General features: G+C 63.0%; 26 protein-coding genes and 1 riboswitch. Of the genes, 14 read left to right on the forward strand and 12 right to left on the reverse strand.

Annotated features, from left to right (window positions below):
- Positions 1–67: 67 nt before the first annotated feature.
- From B0T39_RS13850 to thiC, 4 genes are all read right to left on the reverse strand, one after another.
- Complete coding sequence (locus tag B0T39_RS13850; protein WP_081547559.1) at positions 68–592, reverse strand: hypothetical protein; 525 nt, start codon at positions 590–592, stop codon at positions 68–70.
- A gap of 465 nt (positions 593–1,057) precedes the next feature.
- Positions 1,058–1,819, reverse strand: coding sequence for an SDR family oxidoreductase (locus B0T39_RS13855; RefSeq protein ID WP_081547561.1), 762 nt, complete (start codon positions 1,817–1,819; stop codon positions 1,058–1,060).
- A gap of 212 nt (positions 1,820–2,031) precedes the next feature.
- Positions 2,032–2,265: a DUF2789 domain-containing protein gene (locus B0T39_RS13860; protein ID WP_048412849.1), complete on the reverse strand. Its 234-nt coding sequence runs from the start codon at positions 2,263–2,265 to the stop codon at positions 2,032–2,034.
- Between the two features lie 115 nt (positions 2,266–2,380).
- Positions 2,381–4,261, reverse strand: coding sequence for a phosphomethylpyrimidine synthase ThiC (gene thiC, locus B0T39_RS13865; RefSeq protein ID WP_373454790.1), 1,881 nt, complete (start codon positions 4,259–4,261; stop codon positions 2,381–2,383).
- Between the two features lie 113 nt (positions 4,262–4,374).
- Positions 4,375–4,525, reverse strand: a riboswitch (TPP riboswitch).
- 93 nt (positions 4,526–4,618) lie between these two features.
- Between thiC and B0T39_RS13870 the strand changes: the two genes are divergently transcribed.
- The 4 genes from B0T39_RS13870 (at position 4,619) to B0T39_RS13885 (ending at position 7,851) form a co-directional block, all read left to right on the forward strand.
- The gene (locus B0T39_RS13870; RefSeq protein WP_081547565.1) at positions 4,619–5,278 is read left to right on the forward strand and encodes a protein-L-isoaspartate O-methyltransferase family protein; all 660 of its coding nucleotides are present in this window, start codon (positions 4,619–4,621) and stop codon (positions 5,276–5,278) included.
- Positions 5,278–5,601, forward strand: coding sequence for a rhodanese-like domain-containing protein (locus B0T39_RS13875; protein ID WP_081547567.1), 324 nt, complete (start codon positions 5,278–5,280; stop codon positions 5,599–5,601). The genes B0T39_RS13870 and B0T39_RS13875 overlap by 1 nt, the downstream gene beginning before the upstream one ends.
- A 116-nt stretch (positions 5,602–5,717) precedes the next feature.
- Positions 5,718–6,440, forward strand: coding sequence for a uracil-DNA glycosylase (locus B0T39_RS13880; protein WP_081547569.1), 723 nt, complete (start codon positions 5,718–5,720; stop codon positions 6,438–6,440).
- A 103-nt stretch (positions 6,441–6,543) separates the two neighbouring features.
- On the forward strand, positions 6,544–7,851 hold the full coding sequence (locus tag B0T39_RS13885; protein WP_081547571.1) for a hemolysin family protein: 1,308 nt from the start codon (positions 6,544–6,546) through the stop codon (positions 7,849–7,851).
- A gap of 158 nt (positions 7,852–8,009) precedes the next feature.
- On the opposite strand, the gene B0T39_RS13890 is transcribed toward B0T39_RS13885, so the two are convergent.
- The 4 genes from B0T39_RS13890 to B0T39_RS13905 all read right to left on the reverse strand — a co-directional run bounded on the left by B0T39_RS13890 (position 8,010) and on the right by B0T39_RS13905 (position 10,789).
- The gene (locus B0T39_RS13890; protein ID WP_081547607.1) at positions 8,010–8,516 is read right to left on the reverse strand and encodes a GNAT family N-acetyltransferase; all 507 of its coding nucleotides are present in this window, start codon (positions 8,514–8,516) and stop codon (positions 8,010–8,012) included.
- Complete coding sequence (locus B0T39_RS13895) at positions 8,513–9,505, reverse strand: S66 family peptidase (RefSeq protein ID WP_081547573.1); 993 nt, start codon at positions 9,503–9,505, stop codon at positions 8,513–8,515. The genes B0T39_RS13890 and B0T39_RS13895 overlap by 4 nt, the downstream gene beginning before the upstream one ends.
- 39 nt (positions 9,506–9,544) lie before the next feature.
- The gene (locus tag B0T39_RS13900) at positions 9,545–9,967 is read right to left on the reverse strand and encodes a GNAT family N-acetyltransferase (protein ID WP_176219552.1); all 423 of its coding nucleotides are present in this window, start codon (positions 9,965–9,967) and stop codon (positions 9,545–9,547) included.
- Positions 9,968–10,051: 84 nt separating this feature from the next.
- On the reverse strand, positions 10,052–10,789 hold the full coding sequence (locus tag B0T39_RS13905) for a glycosyltransferase family 2 protein (RefSeq protein ID WP_254894560.1): 738 nt from the start codon (positions 10,787–10,789) through the stop codon (positions 10,052–10,054).
- 529 nt (positions 10,790–11,318) lie between these two features.
- On the opposite strand from B0T39_RS13905, the gene waaC reads away from it, so the two are divergent.
- The 4 genes from waaC to B0T39_RS26400 all read left to right on the forward strand — a co-directional run bounded on the left by waaC (position 11,319) and on the right by B0T39_RS26400 (position 15,360).
- Positions 11,319–12,278 carry a lipopolysaccharide heptosyltransferase I gene (gene waaC / locus B0T39_RS13910; RefSeq protein ID WP_081547609.1) on the forward strand — a complete coding sequence of 320 codons (960 nt, stop codon included), beginning with the start codon at positions 11,319–11,321 and terminating at the stop codon, positions 12,276–12,278.
- A complete protein-coding gene (waaA, locus tag B0T39_RS13915; protein WP_081547579.1) occupies positions 12,275–13,537 on the forward strand; it encodes a lipid IV(A) 3-deoxy-D-manno-octulosonic acid transferase in 1,263 nt (420 codons plus the stop codon). The genes waaC and waaA overlap by 4 nt, the downstream gene beginning before the upstream one ends.
- A gap of 270 nt (positions 13,538–13,807) precedes the next feature.
- Positions 13,808–14,410, forward strand: coding sequence for a CBS domain-containing protein (locus B0T39_RS13920; RefSeq protein ID WP_081547581.1), 603 nt, complete (start codon positions 13,808–13,810; stop codon positions 14,408–14,410).
- Between the two features lie 89 nt (positions 14,411–14,499).
- Entirely contained in the window at positions 14,500–15,360 is an 861-nt protein-coding gene (locus B0T39_RS26400) for a methylated-DNA--[protein]-cysteine S-methyltransferase (RefSeq protein ID WP_081547583.1), read from the forward strand.
- Positions 15,361–15,373: 13 nt separating this feature from the next.
- Here the strand turns inward: B0T39_RS26400 and B0T39_RS13930 are convergent, their stop codons facing one another.
- Positions 15,374–16,237, reverse strand: coding sequence for a LysR substrate-binding domain-containing protein (locus tag B0T39_RS13930; RefSeq protein ID WP_081547585.1), 864 nt, complete (start codon positions 16,235–16,237; stop codon positions 15,374–15,376).
- A 97-nt stretch (positions 16,238–16,334) separates the two neighbouring features.
- Here B0T39_RS13930 and B0T39_RS13935 point away from each other — a divergent pair, with 97 nt between their 5' ends.
- Positions 16,335–16,754 carry an EamA family transporter gene (locus tag B0T39_RS13935; RefSeq protein ID WP_081547587.1) on the forward strand — a complete coding sequence of 140 codons (420 nt, stop codon included), beginning with the start codon at positions 16,335–16,337 and terminating at the stop codon, positions 16,752–16,754.
- A 180-nt stretch (positions 16,755–16,934) separates the two neighbouring features.
- On the opposite strand, the gene B0T39_RS13940 is transcribed toward B0T39_RS13935, so the two are convergent.
- Both B0T39_RS13940 and ompR read right to left on the reverse strand, forming a co-directional pair.
- Positions 16,935–18,239, reverse strand: coding sequence for an ATP-binding protein (locus B0T39_RS13940; RefSeq protein WP_081547589.1), 1,305 nt, complete (start codon positions 18,237–18,239; stop codon positions 16,935–16,937).
- A gap of 3 nt (positions 18,240–18,242) precedes the next feature.
- Positions 18,243–18,968: an osmolarity response regulator transcription factor OmpR gene (gene ompR / locus B0T39_RS13945; protein WP_081547591.1), complete on the reverse strand. Its 726-nt coding sequence runs from the start codon at positions 18,966–18,968 to the stop codon at positions 18,243–18,245.
- A 384-nt stretch (positions 18,969–19,352) separates the two neighbouring features.
- Here ompR and B0T39_RS13950 point away from each other — a divergent pair, with 384 nt between their 5' ends.
- On the forward strand, positions 19,353–19,607 hold the full coding sequence (locus B0T39_RS13950) for a hypothetical protein (protein WP_166451644.1): 255 nt from the start codon (positions 19,353–19,355) through the stop codon (positions 19,605–19,607).
- Between the two features lie 343 nt (positions 19,608–19,950).
- Positions 19,951–20,403, forward strand: a complete 453-nt coding sequence (locus B0T39_RS13955) for a hypothetical protein (protein ID WP_141111225.1) — start codon at positions 19,951–19,953, stop codon at positions 20,401–20,403.
- 237 nt (positions 20,404–20,640) lie between these two features.
- Here B0T39_RS13955 and B0T39_RS13960 read toward each other — a convergent pair whose 3' ends face one another.
- Positions 20,641–21,555, reverse strand: a complete 915-nt coding sequence (locus tag B0T39_RS13960) for an ABC transporter substrate-binding protein (RefSeq protein ID WP_141111226.1) — start codon at positions 21,553–21,555, stop codon at positions 20,641–20,643.
- A 237-nt stretch (positions 21,556–21,792) separates the two neighbouring features.
- On the opposite strand from B0T39_RS13960, the gene alr reads away from it, so the two are divergent.
- The 3 genes from alr to B0T39_RS13975 all read left to right on the forward strand — a co-directional run.
- A complete protein-coding gene (alr, locus tag B0T39_RS13965; protein WP_081547599.1) occupies positions 21,793–23,022 on the forward strand; it encodes an alanine racemase in 1,230 nt (409 codons plus the stop codon).
- A 117-nt stretch (positions 23,023–23,139) separates the two neighbouring features.
- Entirely contained in the window at positions 23,140–23,433 is a 294-nt protein-coding gene (locus tag B0T39_RS13970; RefSeq protein ID WP_081547601.1) for a hypothetical protein, read from the forward strand.
- 115 nt (positions 23,434–23,548) lie between these two features.
- Positions 23,549–23,785 (forward strand): transposase domain-containing protein (locus B0T39_RS13975; protein ID WP_176219463.1); only part of this gene is annotated, 237 nt, incomplete at its 3' end.

Here is a 23,785-nt window from a genome sequence, read left to right on the forward strand (position 1 = left end):
CTCGCGCAGCAGATCGTAAACCGGTTCCAACAGCCAGCCTCACCGGGCTGGGTGTCCCCTCCCCGGCTTAGCTCTTCCTCTTCTTCCGCCCCAACTTACGCGGCAAGGCTTCCAGCTCATCCAGGCTGAGATGGAGGCGGTTCACCGCCTCCACATGCCTCGGCAGGTCCACCTGCTCCACCCCCAGATTCAACAACAACTCCAGATAGTTGAAGAAGCTCTTGCACAGGCGGCGGCGGTGGCCGCGTTGGCTGAAATCCATATCGCTGGCGATGCGGAACAGCAGCCCGCGCGCGGAGTGCTGGCGGTTGAGTTTCAGCATCTGCGCCAGATGGGCGGCGTACTGATGGCCCAAGGCGCGGGCTTCGAACTCATCCTTGGCTTCGGCAGGCTGCCAGTAATGCGGATAGGTACGGCCTTTGATGCGGCGGATGAAGGGCAGGCTGAGGTCTTTGGCGTGGGGGCCGGCAAAGCGGTAGCGCGAGCGCGGGCCTAGCGGCGGGAGTGGAGAGGCGTCTTGATGGACGTCTTGGGTTTCCGTAGCGGATGAAGTGAGTTCGATGCCTAGCACCGGACGGACAAGCTTTACCATTTGCAACCTCCTGAGCAGAAGGGCCCGGCCGCAAGGCGGCAGGGCGGGCACATGACAAGAGTTAGCCTACCGGTGAGTTCTTACGAAAGCCGGCGCGCCCGCGAGGGCGCCACTTGCCATGGCCCGCCCGAATAGGCAAAGCAATGGCCGCGGATACGCTGTGGAAACAGCGCATCCGCGGTAAGAACTCATAAGCGGGAGGCTAATCCCGAGCGCCGCGATTGCTGCGGCGCGGGGGCTATTGTTGGGGAGGAGCGGGAGGGCGTCAAGCCGGCGGCATCCGGCGGGATGGGAATAGCCGCGCCTAGGGTGCTGCGCGCCGAGGATGGGCCGGCTCTAAATGATCATGCGTATAGCGGACTCAATGTCCTTGGCAATAAACCTCTCCAAAAACATCGCAAAAAGCGCCAAAAAGCGGTTAAACATTGACTGTGCGTCGTTAGGCGAGGCTTGAAGCGGCGCGAATCACAGCTTGCTGATCGACACCCCGCCATCAACCATCAACGCCGCGCCAGTGACGAAGCTGGACGCGTCCGACGCCAGGAACAAGGCCGCGCGCGCAATCTCCTCCGGCGCGGCCATGCGCTTGAGCGCGTGCAGGCCGGCCACCGCCTCACGTTGCTCCGGCGTCGCCGCCGCGGCGCGGCCCATCTCGGTGTCGGTGCCGCCCGGCAACAAGGCGTTGACGCGCAGGCCCCGTGCGCCGTATTCCGCCGCCAGCGTGCGCGCCAGGCCCACCAGCCCCGCTTTGCTGGCCGCGTACGCGGCCATCCCGGGGAAGCCGATGGCGTGGCCGACGAAGGACGAGGTGAAAATCATCGAGCCGCCGCCTTGCAGCAAAGCCGGCAACTGGTGCTTGGCGCACAAAAAGGCGCTGCTCAGATTACCGTCCAGCGTCGCGCGCCAGTCCTCCAGGGAAATCTGATCCAGGCTGCCCAAGGCGCCCAGGCTGCCGGCATTATTGAAAGCGATGTCTAGGCCGCCGAATCTATCCAACGCCAGCTCCACCGCCGCACGCGCGCAATCCTCCGAGGTGAGATCCCCGGCCAAGGCCGCCGCCTGACCGCCGTCGGCGACGATTTCCGACACCAGCCGGTCCAGCTTGGCCGCGCGCCGCGCCACCAACACCACGCGCGCGCCTTCGCTCGCGAACAGCCTGGCCGCCGCCATGCCAATGCCGGAACTGGCGCCGGTGACGATGGCGGTTTTATTGATCAATGCGCTCATTGGGTTTCCTCCTGAAAGTGAATGAGGCCCACGCCGGTCTTCGGTGCGGTGACAACTTCAGTTTCAGGCCGGCAAACCCGTTTGGCATTCCGATTCTTGCTGACTTGATGCGCGGTTTCTGAGAAAGCGGAATGTACGAGTGGTACATGAGCATTTTGAAGCAGTACTCACCGTGCCACGTCTCACGACGCGCAGCAGATCGTGAACAGGCTCTAAGCCACCTGCAACAACACCGCCAGCTCATCCACCTCCTCGCTCCAGTCCGCGTCCTCGGCCAGAGCCTGGCGCAGGAAATCCGCCTGCGCCGGCGTCCAGAACGGCGCGTCGGCCAGCACCGCGTTGCGCGGCAAGGGATGGCTGGCGATGAAGGCGCGAATGGCGGCGGGTTCGTCCGCCAGGCCCAACTGGCGGAACAGGCCGGACAGAGAGTGCTCGCTGGTGTCCATGACGCTTCTCCTGTGAAGGGATGTCTGATGATAGACCCGAATCGACGATGCCGCCGCCGACCCTTGCGCCATGAAAAACGGCGGCCGCGGCCGCCGTTTGCTCATAAGCTCAAACTCACACCTTGTCGTAGAGCTTGGAACCGCCCTTCAGAAACTCCACCGACTTGGTCTGCATGCCCCGCGTCAACGCGTCCTGATCGCTAATGCCCTGCTTGGCCGCGTACTCGCGCACGTCCTGAGTGATCTTCATGCTGCAGAAGTGCGGCCCGCACATGCTGCAGAAATGCGCGACCTTGGCGCTGTCCTTGGGCAGGGTTTCATCGTGGAAGGCGCGCGCCTTATCCGGATCCAAACCCAGATTGAACTGGTCTTCCCAACGGAACTCGAAACGCGCCTTGGACAAAGCGTTGTCGCGAATCTGCGCGCCGGGATGCCCCTTGGCCAGGTCGGCCGCGTGCGCGGCCAGCTTGTAGGTGATGATGCCTTCCTTGACGTCGTTCTTGTCCGGCAGGCCCAAGTGCTCTTTCTGGGTGACGTAACACAGCATGGCGGTGCCGTACCAGCCTATCTGCGCCGCGCCTATCGCCGAGGTAATGTGGTCGTAGCCGGGCGCGATATCGGTGGTCAGCGGCCCCAGGGTGTAGAACGGCGCCTCGCGGCACCACTCCAGTTCCTTGTCCATATTCTCCTTGATCAGCTGCATCGGCACATGGCCGGGGCCTTCTATCATCACCTGCACATCGTGTCGCCAGGCGATCTCGGTCAGTTCGCCCAGGGTCTTCAACTCCGACAACTGCGCCTCGTCGTTGGCGTCCCAGACGCTGCCCGGCCGCAGGCCGTCGCCCAGACTGAAAGCCACGTCGTAAGCCTTCATGATCTCGCAGATGTCCTCAAAATGCGTGTAGAGGAAATTTTCGCGATGGTGGGCCAAACACCATTTGGCCATGATGGAGCCGCCGCGCGACACGATGCCGGTCATGCGGCCGGCGGTCATCGGCACATAGCGCAGCAATACGCCGGCGTGGATGGTGAAGTAATCGACGCCCTGTTCCGCCTGTTCTATCAGGGTGTCTCTGAAGATTTCCCAGTTCAGGTCTTCAGCCTTGCCGCCCACTTTCTCCAGCGCCTGATAGATGGGCACAGTGCCGATGGGCACCGGGGAATTGCGGATGATCCATTCGCGGGTTTCATGGATGTTCTTGCCGGTGGACAGGTCCATGATGGTGTCCGCTCCCCAGCGGATGCCCCAGGTCATCTTATCCACTTCTTCACTGATCGAAGACGTTACCGCGCTATTGCCGATATTGCCGTTGATTTTTACCAGAAAATTGCGCCCTATGATCATGGGCTCGGATTCGGGGTGATTGATGTTGGCCGGCAGAATGGCGCGGCCGGCGGCGATCTCCGCGCGCACGAATTCCGGCGTGATCTCCTCCGGCAGCGCCGCGCCGTAAGCCTGGCCCGGATGCTGACGCGTCATCAGTTCCGCCAACCGGCTATTTTTGCCGCCGGCTTCGCGCAACGAGTCCAGATATTCCCGACGCCGCAGGTTCTCCCGGATGGCGACAAACTCCATTTCCGGCGTGACGACGCCGCGGCGCGCGTAATGCATCTGACTGACATTACGGCCCGGCAACGCCCGGCGCGGCTTACGCGTCAGGTTGAAGCGCAGTTCGGCGAGTTTGGGGTCGGCCTCTCGGACGCGCCCGTATTCGCTGGACAAGCCGGCAAGCTGCTCGCAATCGCCGCGCTCGGCGATCCAGCCGGCGCGCAGCGGCGCCAGCCCGCTCTGGATATCGATGCGCGCGTCCGGGTCGGTATACGGGCCGCTGGTGTCGTAGACGGTGATGGGCGGATTGGCCTCGCCGCCGAACTGGGTGGGCGTGTCGCTCTGGCTGATCTCGCGCATGGGCACGCGGATGTCCGGCCGGCTGCCGGCGACGTGGATCTTGCGGGAATTGGGCAAGGGCTGGATGGCGGCGGTGTCCACCACCATGGCTTGATTGGGTGTTGCGGGCGCGTTCATCGGGCGGTTCTCCTGGTCGATGAATGGCGCAAGGAGCGGGCCGCCGCTTGGGCGGGCTGCGAATCAGTCCGACAAGACCGGGCCGAAAGCAGCTTACGCTTCCCTACGCCGGTATTATCCGGGTCAGGTTCCAAGGGTGTTTCTCACCCGCGCAACAATCTTTAACGATTATCCTATCCTTTCAAGGATATGGATCATCTTGCCGACCGTCGCGCAGGACCCCTAGCGATGCTGTGAAGGTACGGCAAATGTGGGATAATCGCAAGTTATCGTCATGACACGCCGCCGCGTTTTTCTTGCGGCGACAAGCCCCTCCGGAGTGAGCTGATGGATTTTGAGAATGCCCGTTTCAACATGGTCGAGCAGCAGATTCGTCCGTGGGACGTACTTGACACTAATGTGCTGGACCTGCTGTTTCACGTGAAACGCGAACAGTTCGTCGCCGCCGACAAACGCAGCCTGGCCTTTGTCGACACCGAGTTGCCACTGCCCAACGGCAGCTTCATGCTGCAGCCCAAAATGGAAGCGCGCCTGGCTCAGGACGCCGCCGTCCAGCCCCAGGACAAAATTCTGGAAATCGGCACCGGTAGCGGCTATCTGACCGCCTTGCTGGCCAAGCTGGGCCAACATGTTTACAGCGTGGAAATCGACCCCGCCCAGCGCGAAGCCGCGGCCGCCAACCTTAAGCAAGCCGGCATCGCCAACGTGACTCTGGTGGAAGGCGACGGCGTGCTGGGCCTGCCGCAACAAGCGCCGTTCGACGTGATCGTGGTCGGCGGTTCGCTGCCGGTGGTGCCGCAGGAACTGAAAGACCAGCTGGCCGTGGGCGGCCGCCTGATCATGGTGGCGGGCGATCTGCCGGTGATGACCTGCAAGCTGATCAAGCGCGAAACCGAAGCCAGCTTCAGCGAAACCGGCCTGTTCGAAACCTGTATCGCCCGCCTGGCCAAGGCGGAAGCGGTAGAGCCGGAACGCTTCGCGTTTTGATGGTTCAGGAAATCCGCGCCCGCGATCTGGCGGCGACGCTGGCCGACACCGCCGCGGAGCCGCCGGTGCTGCTGGACGTGCGCGAAGCGTGGGAAGTGCAGCTGTGCATGATTCCCGGCTCGCGGCACATCCCGATGAATCTGATCCCGCTGCGCATGAGCGAGCTGCCAGACGCGCCCATCGTGGTGATCTGCCACCACGGCGTGCGCAGCGCGCACGTGGCGCGCTTTCTGCTGGACGCCGGCTTCGAACAGGTGCTGAGCCTGGCCGGCGGCGTGGAAGCCTGGGCCGCGGAAGTGGACCCGCAAATGGCGCGTTACTGATACGTTCTCCATCAGCGCGCATCGCCAGCCGTTCCTGCGGGAACGGCTTTTTCATGGAACGAAACCGGCTTGCCGGATTCCAATCCTCCTCACGATAGCAAGAGTCGTAATCTTCCATGCAAGCATTGTCTTACCTGTCTCCCGCCCTAGCCCGCGTTCATCCGGCTTGGGAGCAAGTACTGTCAACACCGGCCATTCAACAGCAACTAGCCGGCATCGATCGGGAACTGCAAGCTCAGCAAGCGCAGGGAAAAGTCCTCTTCCCGCCTGCGCCCTTGACCTTCAACGCGCTGACCTTCACAGCGCCGGCCGATGTCCGCGTAGTGATACTGGGGCAAGATCCCTACCATGGCGACGGCGAGGCGATGGGCCTGTCGTTTTCCGTGCCGCCCGGCGTGCGGGTGCCGCCCAGCTTGCGCAATCTGTACAAGGAACTGGCGACGGATCTGGGCTGCGGCGTGCCCAATAGCGGCGACCTGACCCACTGGGCGCAACAAGGCGTGCTGCTGCTCAACAGCGTATTCACCGTAGAGCGGGACAAGGCCGGCAGCCACGCCAAACTGGGCTGGCAAATGGTCAGCGACGCGCTGATAGACGCCGTCAACGCGCAAAGCGCCGGCTGCGTGTTCCTGTTGTGGGGCAATTGGGCCAAAACCAAGGCCGAGCGCATCGACGCCAGCCGCCACCTGGTGCTGGACGCCGCCCATCCGTCGCCGCTGTCCGCCAGCCGGGGCTTCCACGGCTGCCGCCATTTTTCGCAAGTCAACGCCTGGCTGTTGTCGCGCGGCCGCGGCGCCGTCGAGTGGGGTGCCCCGGCGCCGCAGAACAAGCTGTTCTGATCCAGAACGCGGGCAGGCGCCCCCGTTCCTGCCCGTTTGACTCTTTTCCGCCGCGCCGGCATGGCCTAAGCTAGGGCTCCCGCCTCTATCCCGTGTTAGCGCCGTGGAAATTCTCGTCCTGCTGTGTCTGATTCTGCTCAATGGCCTGTTCGCCATGGCGGAAATCGCCATCGTTTCTTCCCGCAAGGTCCGCCTGCTGCAACGCGCGGACGACGGCCAACGCGGCGCGCAAGCCGCGCTGAAACTGGCCAACGACCCCAGCCGCTTCCTGTCCACGGTGCAGATAGGCATCACCTCGATCAGCATCCTGTCCGGCGTTTACGGCGAGGCCGCGCTGTCCGAACAACTGCGCCGGGCGATGCAGGACTATCCCCTGCTGGAGCCCTACAGCAAGCCGCTGTCGGTGGCGCTGATGGTGTTCATCATCACCCTGCTCTCGCTGATCTTCGGCGAACTGGTGCCCAAGCGGCTGGCGCTGCTCAACCCGGAAGCGGTGGCCACCACGCTGGCGCGGCCCATGCTACTGCTGTCGCGACTCAGCGCGCCGCTGGTCCAGGCCCTGAGCCGCTGCACCGACGGTCTGCTGCGGCTCTTAGGTGCCAAGAAGAGTAGCGACCCGTCCATCACCGAGGAGGAAATCCGGGTGCTGATGGAACAAGGCGCGGACGAAGGGGTGTTTGACCGCGCCGAACAGGAGCTGGTGGCCAATATCTTCCGCCTGGACAACCGCAAGGTGGCGGCGGCCATGACGCCGCGCAAGGACATCGTGGCGCTGGATCTGGACGATGCGCCCGAATTGAACCACCGCCTGCTGCAAAACCACCATTTCAACCATTTCCCGGTCTGCCGCGGCGGCGTGGAGCAAATCGTCGGCGTGCTGCACGCCAAACGCGTGCTGGACCGCATGCTGGCCGGGGAACAAGCCGACGTCGCCGCCGAACTGTCCCAGCCGCTCTACGTGCCCGCCAAGATCACCTTGATGCAGCTGCTGGAGCAGTTCAAGCAAACCCGCCATCATATGGCGCTGGTGGTGGACGAATACGGCGAGCTGGAAGGCCTGGTGACGATGAACGACGTGCTGGAAGCCATCGTCGGCGATATGCCAGCGATCAGCGCTGAAAACGACGACATCGCCCAGCGAGAGGACGGCAGCTGGCTGATAGACGGCATGCTGTCGCTGGACCGCTTCAAGGAGTTTTTCGACATAGACGAGGCGCTGCCGGGCGAAGCCGGCGGCAATATCCACACCCTGGGCGGCATGGTGATGTTCCAGCTGGGCCGGGTGCCCAGCGTCACCGACCGTTTCGACTGGAACGGCTTCGGCTTCGAAGTGGTGGACATGGACAAGACCCGGGTAGACAAGATCCTGCTCACCCGACTGCCGACGCTGCCGGCCGACGACGGCATTTAGAACCTGTTTACGATCTCGCGAGCCAGGGCGAGACAAGACGAAAAGCGCTGAGAAAGCGGAATGCACAGGTGGTAGGCGAGCATTCTTAAGCGGTTTTCAACGCCTCCTGCTTAAAGTCCCGCCGCAGCGCCGCAGACCGTCAACGGGTTCTTAAGCGCTCAGCCCAGCAAGCGCCCGCATACCGTGCTGCGACGGCTGCCGCTAGCGCGGCGTTCCCAATCGTCGAAGCTGGCCAGTTCGACGAAACCCGCCTTGCGCATCATGCCGCCGGACGCGGCGTTTTCCTCGTGGCGGTCCGCCGTCACCCAGCGCGCGCCGCGCGCGGCCAGATCCTCGCAAGCCTGTCGCAACAACAAGCTGCCCAGCCCCTGCCCGGCCTGATCGCGCCGCACCACCGCCTCCATGATGTAGCCGGCGGCGTCCGCCGCCACGTCAGCCGGCCGGTGTTGGGGAAAAGCGTCGTGCAGCCGATACAGGATGGCGGCGCCCAGCAGGCCGTCTCGCTCGAACAAGGCCGCCCAGGCTTCGCCGGCAGCCACCTGGCGCAAACTCTGCTCCACCCCGTCCGCCGGCAGCCAGTTCCACGGATTGGGTCCGTGCTCCGTGATCAGCGTCCGCAACGCGTCCACATCCCCCGCCCCGGCCAAACGATATTGCCAACTCATGCGCATCCTTTCTCAAAACGCAGCGTGGCCTGGCCCGCGTCCACTTCCAGTTCGGCCCAGGCGCCGTTCATCAATGTCCATTGCGGCGGCACATGGCCGATATCGGCGTCCACCACCACCGGGTATGGCAGTCCGTCCAAAGCGGCCTCCAAAGCCCGGCTGTAGCTCAAGGCCTGGGCGTCGGCGGCGTCCGGTCCGCTGCTGCGGCCCAACACCAGCCCGCTCAAGCCGTCCAGCGCGCCGGACAGCCTCAGGCCCAGCAAAGCGCGCAGCAACTCGCAAGGCCTCAACGCGCAGTTTTCCAGGTAAAGCAGCGCGGGTTCTCGTTTGAACGCGCGCAAATCGAAGTAAGGGCTGCCCTGCAGCCGGCTCAGCGTATCCAGGCAGCCGCCTATCAGCCTGCCGGCCATGCGGGCCTTTTGCGCGCCCAACACGCGCAGCGTGGACGGATAACGCTCTCCGGGAGCGTCCCAGCGCCAAAACGCCGTGTAATGGCCTTGCTGCGGCGGCAAACCGTGGCGCAAGGCGTGCAGCAGCGCCGAATTCTCTTCCATCCGCTGCGGATTTCCCAGATCGAATAGGTTCGGCCCGTGCAAGGTCGCCCACCCCGCCAACAGGGTCAGCGGCGTCAGCACGGTGGAAATATCGGAAAACCCGGCCAGCCATTTGGGCGGCAAACGCGCCAAGGCGGCGAAATCGATGCCGGCCAGCAGTTCCATCGCCCGCTCCCCGCCCCAGGGCGGCAGGATGGCGCGAATCTCCGGATCGAAAAGAAAATGGTTCAGCTCCGCCAGACGTTCGGCGACCGGCGCGCTGGCGTCCTGGGACTCGCCGCGCAGACAAGCGCCCTCCACCACCTGCCAGCCCTGATCTCGCAGGCATTGCAGCGCGCGATCCAGCTGCCCGTGCAAGACCGGGGGCACGCCGGAGGAAAAGGCGGTGACGGCAATGCGATCCCCCGGCTGCAACGGCGCGGGAAAAACCATCATGGAAAGCGTCTCCTGTGGATAAGCATCATGGGCAGTCAATCATTGTCCATCCCTCAGATCCAGGGCGAAGCTGTGGCTGGTTTTCAATTGCTGATAGCCGAGATGGCGATAGAAGGCGTGGGCTTCAACACGCTTGATGTTGGAACGTAGACGGATGGCCTCGTAGCCCCGCTGTAGCGCCCAGGCTTCACAAGCGCTAAGCAAACGCTGTCCCAGCCCTTGCCTCTGACAAGCCTGACTCACCACGATGCCTACGATCTCGACCGCGGGCGGTGTTTGCAATGAATGCACGCCGCGGCAGTGAGCCCAGCCGAACACGACGCCGTCGCGTTCGGCCACCCAAACCTGGTTGTCCGGCAGCGCTGCCAGCCGTACGAAGCGCTCGCCGATTTCCGTCTCCGTCGCCTCGTAGCCCAGATCCAGGCATAGCCGCGCCACCGCAAGCGCATCCTCCGCTCGCATTGTCCTGATGTCCACCATCTGTCTTCGCCCAGTTGCTAAAGGAAATGACATTGTCAGCACAAGGCGGGACTGCCGGCAAGCCGGTTATTTGTTTTTCAAGCGGCGTAGTTCGATCAATTTGGCGTATTTGATGTAGCTGTTGAAGCAGCCGATGCTGATGTGGACCAAACCGGGCACGCCATCGAGAAAACCACGGCGAAAAAAGTAGAACTTGAGGAAGCGCAGCAAGGGGCTGAGGATAAGTTTCGCGATACCCACACGTTTTCCCCCTTGCAACAGCTGTTCAGCCTGCAGACTGGTGTAGCGGTTCTGCTTGCTCAGATATAGCGCGATGTCTTCGCCGGACTCGTGCATCAGCTCGTGCTGCAGCTTATGCACAGGGCCGTTCGCGATCACGTACTCGTGTACCAAATCATCTGACCAGCGCGCATGGCCACGATGAAACAAGCGTAAGGACCAGTCCGGATAGCCTTCGCCGTGTTTCAGAAAACGACCCATGAAACGGTTGCAACGTGGAAATTGAAAGGCCGTTGCCTGTGGATTGTCCAGCATCTCTTTGATTTCATTGACTAACCCAGGTGAAAGCCACTCGTCTGCATCCAGACACAACACCCAGTCGTGGCTGGCGGCTTCTACCGCCAATTGCTTCTGAGGACCGAATCCCAGCCAGTCTTGGTGGATAACTTTTGCCTTATAGGCGGAAGCTATCGCCAATGTCCTGTCCGTGCTACCTGAATCCACAAGCACGATTTCATCAGCGAAGTCCACGCTGCCCAAACATTTTTCCAGCGATGTTTCCGCATTCTTGGTGATTAGCACCACGCTAATTCGCGCACGCATCTTGTTATATGTTTTCCCATATGTAATTTGAAGAAACTAGTAGAAGTCGTCCGTTTTCTGTGGATAACTATGTTTTTCACATTGTTTTCATGGTGTTGAGTGCGATGGGAACTTGTTGTTCACCTATCTTTTTGCAGAAGGAAGACTTGTGGATAAATCTGGTCATTCATTGAAGTTCTTACTTGTCCACAGCTTCGATCCCATTTGTTCCCACCTGCTTGTGCATGGCGTAAATTTGCCTGCGGACCTTCTTACGCCACCAATAACTCTTTAACGCAATTTTATATTGATGAAACTGATATAGTCAGCCATTACTGTGGATAAACTACAAAAACCTCAAAGGGTTCAGTTACTTGTCCTGTTGATGAGCTTTGGATAGTTTAGGTGCGCTGCGGCAGCGCAAATTGTGGATAAATTCGAGCTTAGTTGTCCACAGCGGTTTATCCACAATTGAACTGCAGGGATTTTACTTGGTTAACCACAGGCATGCTCGGGTACAATGCGCGCCATGATGAATGTGCTGATTGTGCGCACCTCGTCGATGGGCGACCTTATCCACACTTGGCCCGCCATTTCCGAGTTGAAAGCGCATTACCCCAATTTCCGCATCAGTTGGCTGGCCGAAGAGGCTTTCGCCGACATTGCCCGTTTGCATCCGGCGGTGGACAGGGTGATTGCCTTGAATTGGCGGAGCTGGCGCAAACGATGGTGGCTGCCGTCCACCTGGCGAGAGATCCGTACCTTGCGACGGCAACTGCGCGAGACACGTTGGGAATTGGTGGTGGACAGCCAGGGCCTGTTGAAAAGCGCTTTGCCGGCCAGTTGGGCCAAGGCGCCGCTGACCGGCTACGACTGGGGCAGCGCTCGGGAATCGTTGGCCAGCTGTTTTTACGATAAGCGCCACAAGGTGAGCTGGAGCTTGTCGGCGATAGAACGCAACCGCCTGTTGTTCGCGCGGATATTTGGTTATCAGCCGCAGGGCGCGCCCCGTTTCGGCGTGCCGGCCGGCGAGCGGCCCGGCTGGGTGTTGTCCGGCCGCTACGCGGTATTGCTGCACGCCACCAGCAAAACGTCCAAAGAGTGGCCGGAAGACCATTGGGTGGAGCTGGGCAAACGTTTGTCCATGCAGCATGATCTGGTGATGGTGTTGCCCTGGGGCAATGATCGCGAGCGCGAGCGCGCCGAAAGGCTGGCCGCGCAGATGCCGGCCGCGGTGGTGGCGCCCAAGATGAATTTGGTCGAAGCCGCCGGCCTTCTTGGTCACGCCAACGCGGTGGTGGGCGTGGACACCGGGTTGACTCACCTGGCCAATGCGCTGAACGTGCCCTTGGCGGCGATTTACACCGATACGGATCCGGCCGCCACCGGCGTGGTGGAAACGCCGTGGGCCACCAATTTGGGTGGAATCGGGCTGTGCCCGTCTGTGGACGAGGCGCTGCATGCCTTGTTCGCGCGCAAGGACTGGACATGAATTGGCAACGCAGACTGTATTCCTGGGCCTGGCTGCTGGCCACGCCGCTGGTGCGGCACTATCTGAAGAAACGGGCGCGCAAGGCGCCGGCCTATCTGGAGCATTGGGACGAGCGTTTCGGCAGCCAACTGCAGCCGCGCGCGCAAGGGGCGATCTGGATCCACGCGGTATCGGTGGGTGAAACCCGCGCCGCGCAGCCCTTGGTGGCGGCGTTGCGCGAAGCCTGGCCGGACGCGCCGTTGTTGATGACGCAGATGACGCCCACCGGGCGCGCCACCGCCTTGCAGCTGTATCCCGACGCCGAAGTGCGCTATCTGCCCTACGATTACCCTCAAGCCGCGCAGGCTTTTCTCGCCGCCTACCGGCCGCGCCTGGGCGTGTTGATGGAGACCGAGCTGTGGCCCAATCTGATTCACGCCGCCGCCGAGCAGAAGGTGCCCTTGTTTCTGGCCAATGCGCGTTTGTCTGAAAAATCGCTGAATGGTTATCTGAAAATCAGCGGGCTGATTTCACCCGCGGTGGCGGCGTTGAGCGCCGTTGCCGCGCAAACGCCGGAAGATGGCGAACGTTTGCGGCAATTGGGCGCATGCGAGGTGGAAGTCTGCGGCAATACTAAATACGATATCCAGCCGCCGCCGGCACAGCTGACGCTGGCCGGCGAGTTCAAATCCAGGATAGGCCGACGCCGGGTCCTGGTCTGCGCCAGTACCCGCGATGGTGAAGAGGCCTTGATTCTTGATGCGTGGCGGGCGGCGGGCCAAGAGTTGGGCGACGCGCTGCTGGTGCTGGTGCCGCGTCATCCCGAGCGGTTCGGCGATGTGGCCGCGTTGGCCGAGAGCCGCGGCCTGAGAGTGCAGCGCCGCAGCGACGGCGCGGCGGTGGACCCCGCCACCCGGGTATGGCTGGGCGACAGCATGGGCGAAGCGTTCGCCTACTTCGCTTGCGGCGACCTGGCCTTCGTCGGCGGCAGTTTGCTGCCCTTGGGCTGTCATAATCTGATCGAGCCGGCCAGCGTGGGCGTGCCGGTATTGTTTGGTCCGTCCATTTTCAATTTCAAACAGGCGGCGGCGCTGGCGCTGGCCGCCGGCGCCGCGCGCCAGGTGGCGAACGCCGCGGAGTTGATCGGCGCCGTGGTAGAGCTGTTGGGCGATGAAAATCGCCGCCTGACGATGCGCGAGTCGGCGTTGGCCTTCAGCGGCGCCCATAGCGGGGCCAGCCAGCGCATGAGCGCCCTGTTTCGCCGCAAGCTGCAGGCCTAATCCGCGAGGGCGGGAGTCCCGCGCCCTCGCTTGCGAAAAAATTAATGATTCGCCGGCTGATCTGCGCCGCGCCTTCTTCTACTCTTCAAACAAGAGCCGCGTCGCCGACGCGACTCCCCCGAGGCCGCCGGCCCGGGACGGACGTGCAAAACCCAGTCATGCCCCAGGCCGGTCCACGCCGTCGGAAAACTTCCGAGCGGACAGATCGAACATGACTGGCGCAAGGCGCCGCCGCATCGACTCCGCTGTCTAAGAAGACAAGGAGCTACCATGTTAGCCAATTACAGCGTGTTGCCCACGATGAGCCTGCCGTCCACCACCGACCTGGTGCGTCTGGATCAGCGCCCGCACCCGCCCATCACCCTGAACAGCTCGGCCCTGGAGGTCATGACCGATTTGCGATTGATCAATCCGGTGGGCATTCATCAGAGCGCCAGCTTGCGCGAAGCGCACGACCGGATGATCAGCCACGGCATACGGCTGTTGTTCGTCCACGATGGCGACGGGCAATTCACCGGCTTGATCACGGCCACCGATTTGCTGGGCGAGCGGCCTATCCAGTGCATGAAGGAACACGGCAAACATTACGTCGATATCGGCGTTGGCGACGTGATGACGCCGCGCAAGCAACTGGAGGCCCTGAGCCTGCTTGATATCGAACACGCCAGCGTGGGCCACATGGTGGCGACGATGAAGCAGATGGGACGTCAGCACGCGCTGGTGGCTGAGCTTAATCCGAGCAGCGGCCATCACGAGTTGTGCGGGCTGTTCTCCACCTCCCACATGGCCAGGCTGTTGGGCATGCCGCTTTCCTTCATCCGCGTGCCGCAAGCCCTGTCGGAAATTCAATATTCCCTGCTGCACGCGATATGAGGGGCGCTGCGCGCAAGTCGACAAGAATCGGGTCGCCGCGGCGGCCCGATCTGCTTATGCTGGCGCTGTGATCGAATGGAGAACAGACCATGAACGGCGAAATTCTCGAAGAAGACCGCGACTACGGCCGCATCCGCGACGCCATTCGCTATCTGGTGGCGAACGCCGAGCGCCAGCCGGAACTGGCCGAGCTGGCCGACGCGCTGCATCTGTCGGAATCGAGGCTGCAGCGGCTGTTCACTCGTTGGGCCGGGGTCAGTCCCAAGCGTTTTTTGCAGCATCTGACCTGCGAGGCGGCCAAGGCGAGGCTGAGTGGACAGGCCTTGTTGCCGTTGTCGCATGAGCTGGGACTGTCCGGCGGCGGACGCCTGCACGATTTGTTCGTGACGCTGGAAGCGATGACGCCGGGCGAATACCGCAACGGTGGTGCCGGGCTGGAAATCGAATGGAGCGTGGAGGCCAGCCGTTTCGGCTCGGTGCTGGTGGCGCTCACCGCGCGCGGCGTGTGCGCGGCGCAATTCGTGGCGGACGAGATCGAGGCCGTGGCCTGGCTGAGCCGGCGCTGGCCCAAAGCCGCGTTGCGCCACGTGCCGGGCGGCGGCGCGGCGGTGGCCGCCGCCATGTTCGAACCGCTGCGCGCGGAGGGTCAGGCGCCGCTGGCGCTGCGGGTGCAGGGCAGCAATTTCCAGATTCAGGTCTGGCGCGCGCTGTTGTCGATTCCCTACGGCGGTTTCGCCAGCTACGGCCAGATCGCCGCTGCGGTGGGGCGACCTCGGGCGGCGCGGGCGGTGGGCAGCGCGGTGGGCGCCAATCCGGTGGCCTGGTTGATTCCCTGCCACCGAGTGATCCGCGCCGAGGGCGCTTTGGGCGAATACCGTTGGGGGGCGGAACGCAAGGTGGAACTGATAGGCTGGGAGGGCGCGGTGATGGCCGGCCTGCAGCCGGCTTGATGCGGCTTCGTCGCTATCCCGTCCGTTGGCTGAGCTGTAGAAAGAACAGCCGCGCCAATTGATCCAGAGCGGGGTCCCCCAGGCTCTCCGTCCGCCGGTACAACGCCATCGGCACCGCGGGCAGCGGCGGCAGCGATTCTCGCGGCAGCGGGGCGATGCCGGGCAGCTCGTCGTCCGACAGCAAGGCGCCGACGCCCAGCCCGGCTTGCAAGGCGGCCTGCACCGCCAGCAGGCTGGAGCTTTCCAGGACCACGCGGTAGGAGCGCCCGGCGGTTTCAAGCGCTTGCAGCATGGCGTCGCGCCAACTGCAGGGCGCGGCGAACAGAATCAAAGGCAAGGGTTCGGCGGCCGGCATCGCGCCGTTTTGGGCCAACCAGGGCAGCGGGCATTCCACCACCCAGCTGGGCGTGGCGTCCAGTTGCGTCACCCGCGGGCTGGCGATCAGCAAATCCAACTCTTCGCGTTGGAAGGCCGCGCTCAATTCCCGCCCCGGCGCCACCCGGATGTCCAGTTGCAGTTGCGGCCGCGCCGCGGCGAAGTCCGCCAATACCTGCGGCAGATTGCGGCTGACCAGATCCTCGATCAATCCGATGCGGCAGCGGCTGGCCGGCGCGGCCGGCATGGATGGGCGCATTTGTTCCGTCAGGCTGACGATGCGTTCGGCGTAGGGTAGCAATTGTAGCCCCGCCGTGGTGAGGCTGACGCCGCGCGGCGAACGCTGCAGCAGGGTTTGGCCGCAGTGCCGTTCCAGTTTGCGCAATTGCAGGCTCAAAGCCGGCTGAGTGCGTCCCAAGTCCGTGGCCGCGCGGTTGATGCTGCCGCGGCGAGCCACGGCGATCAGCGCGCGAAGCAAGCCGGTGTCCAAGTCTCCAGTCATGATATTTTCTTATAACAATGCCTTGAATTTTCAGTCTACCTATAACTGGCGGGAAGGTTTAGCCTGTAGGCGAATATTTCTGATGAGGCGCGCAAACATGTTTATCGCGGCGTTGTTGCTGGCGGTCGCCGGCTCCGTCGTCTATCACTTGTCGATCAAGCAGGTGCCGGAGGCGGCGAATCCCTTCTTTTCATTGGCGGTCAGTTATGGCGTGGCCATGTTGGTGTGCGTGTTGGGAATGTGGTGCTTGCCCGGAGGCGGCCAGCGCGGATTGGCCGCGCTGAATTGGAGCAGCCTGGGGGTAGCGGCGGGCATCGTCGGGATCGAGCTGGGTTTTTTGCTGGCCTATCGCGCCGGCTGGCATGTCGGCTACGCGGCGCTCAGTTCCAATGTGCTGACCGCGCTGGTGTTGCTGCCGCTGGGCTATCTGCTGTTTCGCGAACAACCGTCGCTGGGCAAACTCGGCGGTCTGGCTTTGAGTATGGCCGGCTTGTGGATGATGCTGCGTTTTCGCTGAGCGCCGCCCGGCAGGCGGGCGGCGCTTAGAACGTGTTTACGATCTAGCGAGCAAGAGCGAGACAAGGCGAAAATGGCTGAGAAAGCGGAATGTACACGTGGTACATGAGCATTTCGAAGGGGTTTTCAACGCCGTATCCCCGCAGCGCAGCTGATCGTAAACAGGTTCTTAAACCGATTCTCAACCGGCGGTCAACGGTAGGTAAACGGCCAGCTTGAAGCCATCGGACTGATCGCAGAACTCCAGCCGGCCTCTATGCTGCTTGACCACGCGGCTTACGATGGCCAAGCCCAGGCCGCTGCCGCCGTCTGTGCCGCGGTGTTCGGCTAGCCGTTCAAACGGAGCCAACGCTGTTTCGCGCAGCTCGGCCGGAATGCCCTTGCCGTGGTCCAGCACGCTGAGCACGGCGAAGCCGTCGATTTGCTCGACGCAGACTTCCACCGGCGGCGCGCCGTAGCGGCGAGCATTTTCCAGCAGATTGGACAAGAGCCGCTCCAGCGCCAGCCCGTCGCCTTGCAATTCCGGCTCGGCCCGCCGCTCCAGACGCGCGTCCATGCCTTCGCGGGTGAAGCGGGACACTACGCTGGCGGCGAGGTCGGCCAAGGCCACCGGCTCCAGCCGGGTGGTTTCCTCGGCGCGGGCGAAGTCGATGAACTGGCGCACGATCTGCGACAACTCGTCGATGTCGGCCAGCATATCGTGTTGGTCCGGGCTGTCCTGCTGTAGCTCCAGCGTCAGCTTGAGCCGGGTCAGCGGCGTGCGCAGGTCATGGGACAGGCCAGCCAGCATCAGCCTGCGTTCGCGCGCGGCGCTGTCCAGCGCCTGCGCCATCAGGTTGAAATTATGGGCCAGCACTTTGACCTCGCGCGGGCCGTCTTCCGGCACCGCCGCCGGCATGTTGCCGGCGGCCAATTCTCGGCTGGCCAGCACCACGCGGCTGATTGGCCGCGTTACCCGCCAGGCGACGGCGAAGGCCAGCAAGCTGGCGACGATGGAAGCCAGCAGTGCCGCCTGCATGATGGTGTTGATTGGGCGGTCGCTGTAACGGCCGAAGGGCAGCACCAGCCAGTAGGCCTGGTCCAGCACGTGCACGTTGACCCAGAGTTCGCTGCGATCCTCTATCTGGGCGTGTCGCACTTCGATGGGTTCGTTGAGGCCATGAGACAGCCGCTGCGCCAGGGTTTCGCCCAAGCGCGGCACGTAGTCGGTGAAGTGGACGCCTTGATCGGCGTTGATCGGCAGTAGGCGCGGCAGACCGGGCCGGTTGTAGCCGGCCAGGAATTCGGCGCGCTCGGTGTTGGTCATCGCCTCCATCGTGCCTTCCAGGAAGGCCAGAGTGTCCACCGTTTGCGAATACAGCTGCTTGTCCAAGAGCTTGTGGCGTTCGCCGGCGGCCATCCACAGGGTGACGAACTGGGTGGTCAGCACCACCAGCACCACCAGCACCGCCAGCCGGAAAAATAGCGAGCCGGTCAGCTTGCGCACGGCTTACTCCCGCGGCGTGCCGTCCGGCACGAACACATAGCCGTAGCCCCATACCGTCTGGATGAAGCGCAGTTGGCTGTCGCCGCTTTCCAGCGCCTTGCGCAGCCGGGAGATGTGCACGTCTATGCTGCGGTCCAGCGATTCGCCGTTGCCCTTGCCCAGAGCCATTTCCATCAGTTGCTCGCGGGTCAGCGGCCGGCGCGGGTGGCTGACCAGCACCGACAACACCGCGAACTCCGCGCTGGTCAGCGTGACCGGCTGGCCGGCTTTGCGCAGTTCGCGCTGGCCCAGATTGAGCACGAATTCGCCGAAGCCGACCTCTTCGTCGGCGTCGTGGCGCGCGCCCAGCGCCGGCGTGGCGTGATGACGGCGCAGCACCGATTGGATGCGGGCGGTGAGTTCGCGCGGATTGAACGGTTTGGGCAGGTAGTCGTCGGCGCCCATTTCCAGGCCGAGGATGCGGTCGATGTCCTCGCCGCGCGCGGTGAGCATGATCACCGGAATGGTTTCGCCCTGGGCGCGCAGCCGGCGCACCACCGCCAAGCCGTCTTCGCCCGGCATCATCACGTCCAGCACCATCAGGTCCGGGCGATTGCGCGCCAGCTTGCGGTCCAGGTCTTTGGAGTCCGGCAGAGCTTCCACCGCGTAGCCCTGTTGGCTCAGATAGCGGGTAAGCAGCTCGCGCAGCTTGGCGTCGTCGTCCACGACCAGTATCTTATTGTGTTCCATGCGATTTTTCCTCGGAGCGGTGTGTCAGCTTAGCGGCTGGCCCCGGGCTGCGGCAGCGCGCCTGATGAAGATATGTTAAGCCCGTTCTCGCGATCACACACCTTAACAAATCAGCGATTGTCGCTCATGTCTCCCTCATGCCGCGAGTCTAGGCTGCGTAGTGGGGCGTTCCGGCGATTTGGGCGCCTTTCGATGCCTTTGGCATCCGCGGCGCATGGTGTATGCTGTCCGCCCTCGCCGGACTTGGGTCCGGAGTCCCTTTTCCAGCATGTTCGACAGGATAAAACAGGTTTCATGACGCGGTTGCCGATTCTTCTCATATTTGCCTTGCTGCAAGCGCTTGCCGGCGCGCCGGCCCTGGCGCGAGGGAAGGAGCGCGGCCCCATGCCGCCGGATAGGGAACCGGCGCAGGGCCGCCGCTGCCAGGCGCAGCCCGATCCGGACTGCAAGGAATTGCGTCGTCTGCGCAATTTGCGTCTGCGCGAGGCGGTGCAGGACGGCGATTTGCCGAAGGAGCAGATGCACCGTCCGCCGCCGCCGTATTGGCGGATGAGCCCGGATGGCGCCGCGCCGCCGCCGCCTCCGGATCGCGTCAGGCCTCATTTCTGGCGGGACCGCCGCAAGCATGGCTCGGACTAAGCCTTCTAAGCGTCAAGCCCGGCTGGCGAAGCGGGATTTCTATTGATAAGCTTTGAGTAGAGTACGCCAGCCTTTTCATTCCAATTCAAATTCTCATTGCCGGAACGGTGTGCGAAGCAAGCCGATTTCGCGGGCATGAGCCTGGCTGGCCGTCCGCCGCGCGATAGCGCGCAGCGTCGTTTTCGCTCAATAAAAGCGGTTCACGCTCTCGCGAGCGACAAGGCGTTGCGGCTGAGAAAGCGAACAGTACACGCGGCGCATCAGCATTTCGACATTGAGCGGATCGTCAACAGCTGTGCTTAGGCGGGCGCGGAGATAACCGGTCATGCGCAAGGGGCATGCCTTGAAAAACAATAGGGGATACGGCGCGTCGCGGCGCGCCTGGGGATTGGGGCTGGCCTTGTGCTTGCTGGCGGAAGCGGCGGCGGCGCAATGGGATTGCAGCCGCGCCACGGCGCCGCAGCGTTGCGAGTTGTACCGCCAGGGCACCATGGCCTGCAATGATTTGCCGGTCAACGGCCGGCACGCCTGCCTGCAGTTTTACACGCCGGCCTTGAGTTGCCTGCGCGAGCGCGACGCCAAGCGTTGCGAAGCCTTGCGGGCGGCGCACAGTTCTTGCGACGGGCTGGAAGGCAAGGCGCGCCGCGTCTGCGTCAACGAGCGGCTGCCGCCGCCGGATTGCGCACGCTCCGCCAATCCCGCGCGTTGCCGCGCCCGCGCGGAGGCCGAACTCAAATGCGCGGACCGCGAAATCGCCCAGCGGCTGTGTGTGCGCCAGGCTTTGCAGCCGGACTAAGAACCTGTTCAAAGTCTGCTGCGCTTCGTGGCGCGTTGCATGGTGAGTACAAGCTCAAAATGCTCATGTACCCCTCGTACATTCCGTTTTTTCGCTCGTTTTCGCCTTGTCTCGCCCTGGCTCGCGAGATCGTAAACACGTTCTTAAGATCCGCTAAGCAAACCCCTGATCCTCTTACGATTTGTACTGCCTTAGCGCGCTTTGGCTCAGGTTCTCCGTGAGCTTTTGTTAGCGCTGTCATTTGGCCGTGGTCGGATCAAACCACAGGCTGCGGTCGGCGAAAGGCGTGCTGGGCGGCAGGAAGGGATTGTCGATGCGGATCAGGCGCCGGTGCTTCAGGTCCAGCCGCTGGATCAGGCCGGCGTGGTATTTCTGGAACAGCCGCTGGTACTCGCCGTTGCGCAGCATTTGCCTCATGCCCTGGTCCACGCGTTGCGCCAGCCGCTGCCCTTCCGCGTCGCGGCTGAACCAAAAGTACGTGGGCAGCGGGTAGTACAGCAATAAAGACCGCTCCAGCGCCATGTGCCGATATTGCGGCTGGTACACGCGGATTTCCTCCTCCACTTCCGCCACGCCGCGCGAGAACGCGTCGCCCAGGCCGCGCTCCAACATGCGGAAAAGACCGTCGTAATTGGGATCGGTCACCACGGTCAGTCCAGCCTGTTTCAGGATGGCGTTGTCGCCCCAGCCGTCTCCCTGGATGATGCTGAAACGGCGCAAGTCCGCCAAGCCGGCCACCCCGTCGAAATCCGCTTGCCGCGCGTCCCGGATCAGCAGTACGCGATAGCCGAGCAAGCCGCGGTCTATCGGAATCCGCACCGGCAGATAGCGACGTTCGTAGTCGCGGTTGGTTTCACGGATCACCACGTTGAGCCGGCCGCGCGGATGGCTCAGCTCCTGCAATTGACGCGCTTCGTTCATGCGCGGCGCAAAGCGCAGGCTGTAATCACCCCAGCTTGCGCGGGTAGCGTCCAAGGCGGCGCGCAGAATCGCCCAATGGTAGTCGTAGCGCTCGTCGACGGAGGTTTCCGGCGCGTGGCCGATGTAGATCATGCCGGCTGCCAGGGCGGACGGCGGCGATCCGCAGCCGAACGCGATGAGGGCGGTCAGCCAACAGCCGGCCAACCGGCGAAGAAAGAGGGATTGCCGCATCGGATGAACCTCGAAAAAGCGCGCAGACGCAGCGCGCCGCTTCTTCATGATGGATAGCGGCGCCGCACCACGCAAGGGCCGCTCACCGTTGTCGGGTTTGCGCGCGGTCAAGAGGCTATGCAAAACAAAGACTAGTAGTGAATATTCATATCGACATGAATATATCTGCCTCCTATCATCTCCCGAATGCCGGAATGGCCTTGTCGGCAAGCGGCATTCACACTCGGGGGACGACTTATGCAATTCAAGAAAACACTGCTGGCCTTGTCGCTGGGCCTGGCCTTGGCGCCCGCGCTGACCATGGCGGCGCCGCCGCTGACCGCCGCCAACAGCGGCTCCACCGTGGAAGCCGCGCGCGGCAACGCCTGGCTGGAAATCGATAAAGCGGCGCTGGATCACAACCTGGCCGAGCTCAAGCGCCTGGTGGGCGCAGACACCAAGGTGTGTGCCATCTTGAAGGCGGACGCCTACGGCCACGGCATTGCCAACGTGATGCCGTCCATCATCGGCCAGGGTATTCCCTGCGTGGGCATCGCCAGCAATGAAGAGGCCCGAGTGGCCCGCGCCAGCGGCTACAAAGGCGTGGTGGCGCGCGTGCGCAGCGCCACGCAGGAAGAGATAGCCGACGGCCTGCAATACGATATGCAAGAGCTGGTGGGCAATCTGGAGCTGGCGCGTCAGGCGTCCGCGCTGGCCAAGCGGCAGGGCAAGACGCTGCAAATCCACCTGGCCATCAACTCCGCCGGCATCAGCCGCAATGGCGTGGAACTGGCCAGCAAGCAAGGCCGCCGCGACGCGCTGGCCATGCTCAAGCTGCCCAATCTGCAAGTGGTGGGCATCATGACTCACTTCCCGGTGGAGGATAAGGCCGACGTGCAAAAAGGCCTGGCCGCGTTCAATGAGGAAAGCGCTTGGCTGATCAAGGCCGGCGGACTGGACCGCAGCAAGATCACCCTGCACTGCGCCAATAGCTTCGCCACGCTGGAAGTGCCGGAAGCGAGGCTGGACATGGTGCGCCCGGGCGGCGCCATCTTCGGCGACACCGTGCCCAGCCATACCGAATATCTGCGCGTGATGGCGTTCAAATCGCGGGTGGCGGCGGTCAACCGTTATCCGGCCGGCAATACCGTGGGCTATGACCGCACTTACACCTTGAAGCGCGAGTCCCTGCTTGCCAACATCCCGGTTGGGTATTCCGACGGTTATCGCCGCGCTTTCACCAATAAGGCGCATGTGTTGATCAATGGTCAGCGCGCGCCGGTGGTGGGCAAGGTGTCGATGAACACGCTGATGGTGGATGTGACCGAGATTCCGGGCGCCAAGATAGGCGACGAAGTGGTGTTGTTCGGCAAGCAGGGCAAGGCCGAAATCAGCGCCGCCGAGCTGGAGGACATCAACGGCGCCTTGCTGGCCGACCTCTACACAGTGTGGGGCAATTCCAATCCCAAACTGCTGGTGAACCGCTAAATCGGGCCGCGCCGTCGCCGCCGTTCGCGGCGGCGGCAGTGTGAGTCTTCACAGTCTGCTGGCGAATTGCCTTGGTTTGGACTTAGATGAATCATGTCCCCGCATCAGGAGTAAGCCATGCAGTTCGACGAAGTTCGCCCCGAGCATTTCACCACGCTGTCCCGCAACCCGTTTCCGCATATTCTGATTGACCGGGCCTTGCAGCAGATCGCCGGCGGGAGCGCCGACGGCTCGCAGTTCCGCAAGGACGTGCTGGCCGCCGCGGGCTGGAGCCATGGCGGGCTGACGCCGTTCGGCAAGTATCCGGCCGATGCCTGCGAGGCGTTCAACCGCATCCGCAAAGTGCTGGAAATTACCCTGGAGCCGGATGCGATCCTGGCGGAGTTAGAGAAGGACGCGCCCAGGGTCTGATTCCGTACACGGCTCATGCAAAAGCCGCCCGCTGGGCTAATGCCAGTCAGTTAAGACTTGCGGATGTAAATCCAGTAAAAAGGGGACATGTTCATCATGTTCCCTTTTTCGCTGCATGAGCCTACTACAACGCGCCTTACATGACACGCTGCCACACGCCCCTTCTCGGCTAGAGACATTGGCCGCATTGATTGACCCTGCCTGGATCGAGCAAGCACTCGCCGTTACCGGCAAAGCCTCCATTCGGCGCCGCAAACTTCCTGCTGAGCATGCCGTCTGGTTGGTCATTGGCTTGGCCCTCTTTCGCAACTTGCCGCTATGGCAGGTCGTGCAGCAATTGGCTCTGAGCCTC

This window comes from Chromobacterium haemolyticum (genome assembly GCF_002081825.1).
GTDB classification, from domain to species: domain Bacteria; phylum Pseudomonadota; class Gammaproteobacteria; order Burkholderiales; family Chromobacteriaceae; genus Chromobacterium; species Chromobacterium fluminis.